The 7,241-nt window shown below is 35.6% G+C and carries 7 protein-coding genes; 1 reads left to right on the top strand and 6 read right to left on the bottom strand.

Going from position 1 to position 7,241, the window contains the following annotated elements; translation table 11 throughout:
• Positions 1–323: 323 nt before the first annotated feature.
• Positions 324–2,345 carry a TPR end-of-group domain-containing protein gene (locus tag RHOW815_RS05370; protein ID WP_215217307.1) on the bottom strand — a complete coding sequence of 674 codons (2,022 nt, stop codon included), beginning with the start codon at positions 2,343–2,345 and terminating at the stop codon, positions 324–326.
• Between the two features lie 260 nt (positions 2,346–2,605).
• Between RHOW815_RS05370 and RHOW815_RS05365 the strand changes: the two genes are divergently transcribed.
• The gene (locus tag RHOW815_RS05365) at positions 2,606–3,031 is read left to right on the top strand and encodes an acyl-CoA thioesterase (protein WP_215217306.1); all 426 of its coding nucleotides are present in this window, start codon (positions 2,606–2,608) and stop codon (positions 3,029–3,031) included.
• On the opposite strand, the gene RHOW815_RS05360 is transcribed toward RHOW815_RS05365, so the two are convergent.
• The 5 genes from RHOW815_RS05360 to RHOW815_RS05340 all read right to left on the bottom strand — a co-directional run.
• Complete coding sequence (locus RHOW815_RS05360) at positions 2,943–4,340, bottom strand: AMP-binding protein (RefSeq protein ID WP_215217305.1); 1,398 nt, start codon at positions 4,338–4,340, stop codon at positions 2,943–2,945. The two genes, RHOW815_RS05365 and RHOW815_RS05360, sit on opposite strands and share 89 nt — an antisense overlap.
• 1 nt (position 4,341) lies before the next feature.
• The gene (locus tag RHOW815_RS05355; protein ID WP_215217304.1) at positions 4,342–5,295 is read right to left on the bottom strand and encodes an enolase C-terminal domain-like protein; all 954 of its coding nucleotides are present in this window, start codon (positions 5,293–5,295) and stop codon (positions 4,342–4,344) included.
• The gene (gene menA / locus RHOW815_RS05350) at positions 5,253–6,122 is read right to left on the bottom strand and encodes a 1,4-dihydroxy-2-naphthoate octaprenyltransferase (protein WP_215217303.1); all 870 of its coding nucleotides are present in this window, start codon (positions 6,120–6,122) and stop codon (positions 5,253–5,255) included. The genes RHOW815_RS05355 and menA overlap by 43 nt, the downstream gene beginning before the upstream one ends.
• A 3-nt stretch (positions 6,123–6,125) precedes the next feature.
• Positions 6,126–6,959, bottom strand: coding sequence for a 1,4-dihydroxy-2-naphthoyl-CoA synthase (gene menB, locus RHOW815_RS05345; RefSeq protein ID WP_215217302.1), 834 nt, complete (start codon positions 6,957–6,959; stop codon positions 6,126–6,128).
• 59 nt (positions 6,960–7,018) lie between these two features.
• The coding region (locus RHOW815_RS05340; protein ID WP_215217301.1) for a hypothetical protein at positions 7,019–7,241 on the bottom strand (223 nt) is incomplete at its 5' end.

Raw genomic sequence — 7,241 nt, 5'->3', positions numbered from 1 at the left:
GTTTGATTGTTAAAAATCACAATAGAGATTCTTTCATCGCCTGCCTATTCTTTTTTTAATTCTTCTGTGCACTTCAAACTTGAAAAGACTTAATATATAGTGATTCCGATTCAATCGTATATAGTAGTGCCAGTTCAAAAGTCTAGCTTAATAAGTTTCAAGTCAATGACTTGAAACTTATTATTAATCCTATATTTTTCTATACGATTGAATCGAAACCACTATATGAGATTATCTACAAACATGCTATGCTCGGGTGCACAATAGATGTTTTTTCAAGTATTTATATGTTCTTTTTTGTGCACTTCGAGGTTGAAAGGGCCTTAATATTCTTCTAGATTACGACTGTTTTCTAGACGGGATAAAAATTCGTGAAAATTCTGTGTTGTGCGTATGTTGTCAAGCCAGTCATCTTGGAGCATTTCCTCTATAGGTGGTAGAGAATCCGCTTTAACCGCTTTTTCTAGAAAACGCATGCTAAGCTCAATCTGATTGGAGAGGGAATAAAGACAAGCGAGGTGATAGTAGGCTTGAGTATTACCTAAACGACTTGCGGTAAATAGTTTTTGTTCTGCATCGCGATAAAGCTGCTCAATTTCAGCAGAATCATATAAATGTTGGCTTAAATTGATTAAGGTTAAGGCAAAGTCTAAGAGCACTGTATCATTTTCATTTTCTTGTTTAACAGCAAGCCTATAATGATGGATAGCGCGATAGAGATATTCTCTAGCAGAAGTAAGTTCCCCTAAATGTGAAAGTGCTAATGCTAAGTGATGATGTACATCGTATAAATTAGGATCAATCATTAAAATTTGTGAAAAAATCTCAATAGATCTTAAGTAATAACTTTCTTCTTCGAAAAAATCTCCAAGAGTATCTAGTGCACATGCGTAGTGAAATAGCCATTCTGGATATAAAAAGATGGCGTTTTTTTGTATAATTAATGCTTTTTCAAATAAGTCGATAGATTTTTCTAAAAAGCATCTTTCATGCTTCATTTCTCCAAGCTTAGCTAAAGCCACTGCATAATCAAATAAGTAAAAATGAGATTTTTTCAAATAAAGAGCTTTTTTATAAAATTTAAAAGAGGAATAGAGAATATCGGCATCTTGCTCAAGATCTCCGATTGCTGTATAAATCTTTGCAATTGCATGCCAGTTACGATGATAGGTGCGATTAATAGATAATCCTATTTGGAATTTTTCAATCGCTTGATAATAAAAATCGATATCTTTGAAATAAGTGCCCAGACACTGTAAACAAGACCCATAGCAGTGCCAAATATCAGGACTGTCTTCTTTTTGTTCAATAATCTGACTCATTTTTTCATTGGCTTCGTGAATGAGATCAAGGCGTTCTAAATTCATTCCTAGTAAGCTAAGAGCTTCAGCACAGATTGCTTGGGTAAGAAAATGATCAGGATCAACATTAAGTGCCTCATTACACTTTTCAATACATAGGCGTAATTTTTTGACATCAGAAAGATTTTTACCTGTTTCACATAGGAATAAAGACCAGTTTAACCAGATATCTAAGGATTTTGGCGATCTTTGAGCAGCTGAAGCAAAATATTCATTGGCTTTGATGAAATGATCTTCATCATGTGTTTGTGTGTATAATTGACAAAAAGTTTGAGCCAATAAATGCCATAAAGAGGCTGATTCTGGCTCTAAAGAAAGAGCATTCTTAAAATATTGGTTTGCTTTAAAATAAAAACGCGCTTCATTTACAAAACTAGCAAATCTATAACAAGCCAGACCAAAGTCTCTCCAAACATCAGTAAGTAATGTTTTATTTAAATTAACCGCGTTTTCAAAGGCCTGTATAGCATTATGCAAATCATTGGGTTCTTGCGAATAACTAGCTATATGTAGAAAAATAGACCCCAAATCAGCGTATAAATCAGCAAGAGTATCTATTTTTTGTAGAGGGCAAAGATCGATTGCTTGAGTTGTTTTCTCATGAGCCTCTAAAAAATATTTTGGATTTTTATAAGTAAATCCTAGAGCAGAGAGCACACTGCTCCAAGCTTGCCAGATATCTAAATGGTTGGGATTGAGTTGAGCTGCTGTTTTTAGCCGTTTATTTGCTAATAGAAGTGGTTTTTTCTGCTGTTTTTCCTGTGCAAATTGAAAAAGGGATAGTCCTTGGGAAAAATACAGCTTAAAATTAGTAGGTTCAAGAGAAAGAGCTTTATTAAAGTAATTTAAACCTTTATCAAAATATTTCTTAAGCAATGCAAGTTCGCCCTTTGCTTGTAAAGACGTTGCAGCGCTTTGCTCTGGTAAATTTTGTAAATGATTTTGGTTTAATAAGACGGAAGATTGTAAATTACGTGGATTCATTTTATATTTTACTCTTTTAAATCTACTTAACTAGGATATCTGCTTTTGGAAGTGATAGCAATCATAAAAATAGCTTTTTTTTTAGACAATCCTATAACCTAAATTTTAAATCGGTTTTAAAGGGCCTTTATTTGTATCTGATCACTAATAATAAGGCTTTTAGCTGAAAAAAATTAATCTTAAGATTTTTTTAGTTTATACCGATATCTTAAAGCTTTTTATGGAAAAAATGCATTCAAATTTTTACTATAGAGAAAAATATGTTTGAGTATCGAACACAGATTCGTATGAAGAATACAGACGCAACAGGACATTTATTTTTTTCTGAACAATTCAATCTAGCTCTAGAGGCATTTGAAGAGTTTTTATTTAATAGAGCAATGGACTTAGACCAGATGGAAATGCCCATTGTTCATGCAGAAGCTGATTATAAAAAACCTCTACAATTAAGAGATTCATTAAAAATTACATTAGGTATTAAGCACTTGGGAAATGCCTCTTTCAGCGTATCCTATCTTTTATTTAATCTTAAAACCCAGGAAGAAGTAGGTAGCGTTATTATTGTACATGTATGTATAGATTCCATGACAAAAAAGTCTATACCTCTTCCATTGAAGTTAAGGGAGTATCTCGAAAGACATCTTTGGGAAAAAGACTTTTTAAATGCTGCTCTAGAAGAGGAATAGGGGTTTTTACAGAGGTATTTTTTAGATGCTTAGGATAAGGCCAAATGCTTACAGGGCATTTAAAAGAAGGAAGGATTTTGTGCAATTCAAAAAAAACTTGAGCAAAGGATCTTTGCTCAATATCTTCAATAAAAGCAACGGGACGATTCCCAAATTCTTCATCTGGCTTAGGTAATACCGTAGCACAGATAATTCCTCTGATAGAGCATAGTGCTTGTTCAATTTCTTCTGGTTGTATATTTTCTCCTCCCGAAATAAATAAGCGATCTTTTCTTCCTGTTATATGAAGATGATTATGTAAACAGATTTTACCTAAATCTTTTGTAGCAAACCAACAAGGAGGTGGGTGTATTTGAAAGCCGTCCCAATAACCTTGAAATAGGTTTTTGCCTTTAACTAAAATCTCACAATCGTTTGCTATTTTGATTTCACAACAACTTATTGGATAGCCCATGCTTAAATTTTTTAGTCGCAGATCTTCTTTGGTTGCTAGGGTAATCATTGAAGTTGTTTCTGTCATGCCGTAGGTAAAAAAAATAGGAAGTTCTTTTACAGATTGGAATAAAGAAAGGCTCGTGTGTGCTCCTCCAACTAAGACACATTGTAACTGCTTGCTTAAAAGAGGTAAGCTGCATTTTTGATCTTTTAAGCGAAATAGTTGAGTGGGAACACAAGATAGATGGGTAATTCTATGGGGAATGATCTCTTCCCAGATGGATTTTAAATCTGTTAGCACAACGCATAACCCTATTGTCATACAACGTATTAAAATGGATAAACCACTAACGTGATATAGAGGTAGTGATAACAGCCAACGAGAACTCTTAGATAGTTGAAGCGGTAGATGCGTGGCTAAAGCACTGGTTAGATAGTTTTCAAAGGTATGGCAAGCGATTTTGCTTTTACCTGAAGATCCAGAAGTGGCTAAAAAGGTAAACAATTGCTCTGTATCAATTATAGGGTCTATTTGATAAGAGCTAGCAGTAAAAACAAGGGTATCTAGATTGATAAAATGAGAAGGCTTGAGTCTTTGGATTAAGTCCTCAATCTGCACTTGAGGAAATTTAGGATTTATCGGACAAGCAATTGCGCCCATACGCAAAAGAGCCAGTAATAAAATAACCGTTTTGAACGAAGTGGGTGCAACAAAAGCAATCCTTGTTCCTTTACTTACTCCTAAAGAGAGTAGGTGCTTTACTAATTGAGATAAAAGCTTATCTAATTCTTGATAAGATAAGCTATCCAAAGTTGTCTCAATAGCTAAAGCTGTTGGGTTTTCTTTTGCTTGTAGCGCAATAGGGCAAAGCATTTTAACCACAATAGATCTCTTGTAATAGATGTGTTTGTATCTGCGCTGGGAAAGGGCAAGAACAGATAGGGGAAGAAAAAATAGGAAAGGGGGTTAAGATATCTTCAGTAAATAAAGATTGTGTATTCAGACCAAGTGGGTAGAGCTTTGTTTGCATGGCCAAGTGAGCAATTTGCATCAACCCTAAACCGCTCTCATAGGAGCTGCTAAAAATCAATTTTGTTCTTTTTTTCTCTAAATGTTGCATGAGTTTTTTGGTAGTGAAAAATCCTTGAATCATGGGTTTTACGACGACTGCCTTGCAATTAGCTAGATTCTCAAACCTAAAATCAGGGTTTTTCTCTAGAGTTTCATCTAACCCAAAAGGATGGGAAAAATCAGCTAATCGAGAGGTTTCCCAAGTGGGCTCTTCAATAAAGTCAAATGCTAAGGAAGGAAATTGGCCAAAAAAATACAGGGCTTCTTGAAAACTAAAGCGCTGGTTTGCATCTACTCGTAGAGAAAATGTTTTGCGCAAGCTATCAAGGACAGCAAAAGCATCTTCTAAAGAAAGTTGCGAAATCTTAACTTTAACAGAAGAAAATCCTTTGTGTGCTACCAGCAGTGCCTGCTGCATCATTTCTTGCTTAGAGCCCGATAAGAGAGCGCATAGAGGAATAGGGGGGAAACTGAATTGCTTAAGAGCTGTTGCCAGTGCAAAAGAAACAGAAGAGTAAAGATGAGAGGTTTTTTTCCCTTTTAATACATTTATTAATTGTAAAAGAGCTTCATCTATTGTCTCTTTACTACGACCTGGTAAAGGAGAGATTTCAGCCCATGCTTCTTGCTGATTGCTATCTTTGAGACAAACAAGATGGCTTGAGCGAATCGATTTGTCTTTTTTTGTAAGTTGAAAACGAAAAATGCGCCAACTTATAACATCCAACCTATGCAAAAAAGAGCTGTAAATAGGCATAGCAATTGACCTGTTTTTATCAACAAAAGATTCAGTTCCATGGGATTTTTATATGTAAACATTGTTTTTATAAGCATGCCTGCTGGTAGAAGGCATAAAAGCGTACAAAGAGCAAACGGATGGGAATCGTGGAAAAAAAATAAAGATCCAAAAGCTGCTAATAAACAAAAAAGATATTCCCATTTACCAAATGATTTACCAAAACAAGAGACTAAAGTTTTTTTATGAGCTAATAGATCTTCATCGATATCTCTTACATTATTTACCGTTAAGATTGCAGTAGAGATTGCTCCAGGAGCAATACCAGCTAGTAATGCCTCTAAAGATAGAGAGCCTATTTGCAAATAATACGCTCCGCTGACTGCAATCGGACCAAAAAAAAACCATACAAAAAGATCGCCGAGCCCAAGATAAGCTAGAGGATAAGGCCCTGCTGTATATAAAATAGATAAACATAAAGAAACAATGAGTAAGCAAGCGATAAGAGCTTTTCCAATGATCACTAAATATATACCGCTTAAAAGCGTTAACAACATACTTATGATTATGGCTTGGCGCATTGTCTTATGGGATACGAGCTTTGCTTGAGTAACACGTATAAATCCTTTGCGCTGATGAGTATCAGCTCCTTTGAGATAATCAAAATAGTCATTTGCTAAATTGGTTGTAATTTGAATCCCTAAAGCAGTGCACATGGTGCAGAGGAAAATTAACCAATCAAAGCTGCCAATTTTAATAGCCATCGTTGTTGCAATCAGAACAGGGCTTATACTAGCAATTAAAGTTTTCAGTCGAATCGCTAGTGTCCAGATTTGAATAGCATGCATATTTTAAGGCCGTTTAGGAAATTGTGAGAAATTAGGGCTGCGTTTTTGCAGAAAAGCACTACGCCCCTCTTGCGCTTCTTCTGTCATATAATAGAGTAAAGTAGCATTCCCTGCTAACTCCTGCAGTCCTGCTTGCCCATCACAATCAGCATTAAAAGCAGATTTTATACAGCGAAGAGCTAAAGGAGAATGCTGAAGAATTTCATAACACCACTGCAAAGTAGTTCCTTCTAATTCTTCATAAGGGACCACGCAGTTAATAAGACCCATTTCTAAAGCTTCTTTTGCGGTGTATTTTCTGCATAAAAACCAGATCTCTTTCGCTTTTTTTTGTCCTACTATCCGTGCTAGATAACTAGAGCCGAACCCTCCATCAAAAGAGCCTACTTTAGGACCCACTTGTCCAAAAATGGAATGATCTGCTGCAATTGTCAAATCACAGACCAAATGCAAAACATGTCCGCCACCAATGGCAAAGCCTGACACCATGGCAATGACCGGTTTTGGTAGCCCACGGATTTCTTTTTGTAAATCTAATACGTTTAGACGGTCTGTGCCTTCTAAATCTGTATATCCAGCATTACCGCGAACTTTTTGATCCCCACCGGAACAAAATGCTTCTTTACCTTTTCCTGTTAAAACAACCACTCCTATGTTGAGATCGCTACGAGCATCTTGTAGAGCATGTGATATCTCAGAAATGGTTAAAGGGCGAAAAGCATTTCTCACCTCAGGACGATTAATGGTAATTTTAGCAATACCGCTGTGTTTATGATATAAAATATCTTGATAACTACCCGCTATTTCCCAGATTACATGTTCTTCAACTGTTTGCATAAAACACCCCCAATATGTGGTTTATGTTACAAAACGTTGTTTTCGTTGGCAATTCAAAATTAAGCCATTTGTTTTTTTTCATTTATCCTATTTGATCCTAGGAAGGTTCCTATAACATCATTCGTCTGCCCCATAGAGTATTCTAAAAAGGTAAGTTCGGTCTTATGATATAAAGGGATTAGGGGTATGTTTAGTCCCAAAGTATAATGGTGTATACTATGAACATTTAGCATCAAAGGAAACATTATGGGACAAATAGTACATGGGTGCGCCAAAACAACT

This window comes from Candidatus Rhabdochlamydia sp. W815, from assembly GCF_018642185.1.
Lineage (GTDB): Bacteria > Chlamydiota > Chlamydiia > Chlamydiales > Rhabdochlamydiaceae > Rhabdochlamydia > Rhabdochlamydia oedothoracis.
The sequence above is the reverse complement of the archived record's forward strand: the minus strand, read 5'-3'. Positions and strand labels throughout refer to the sequence as shown.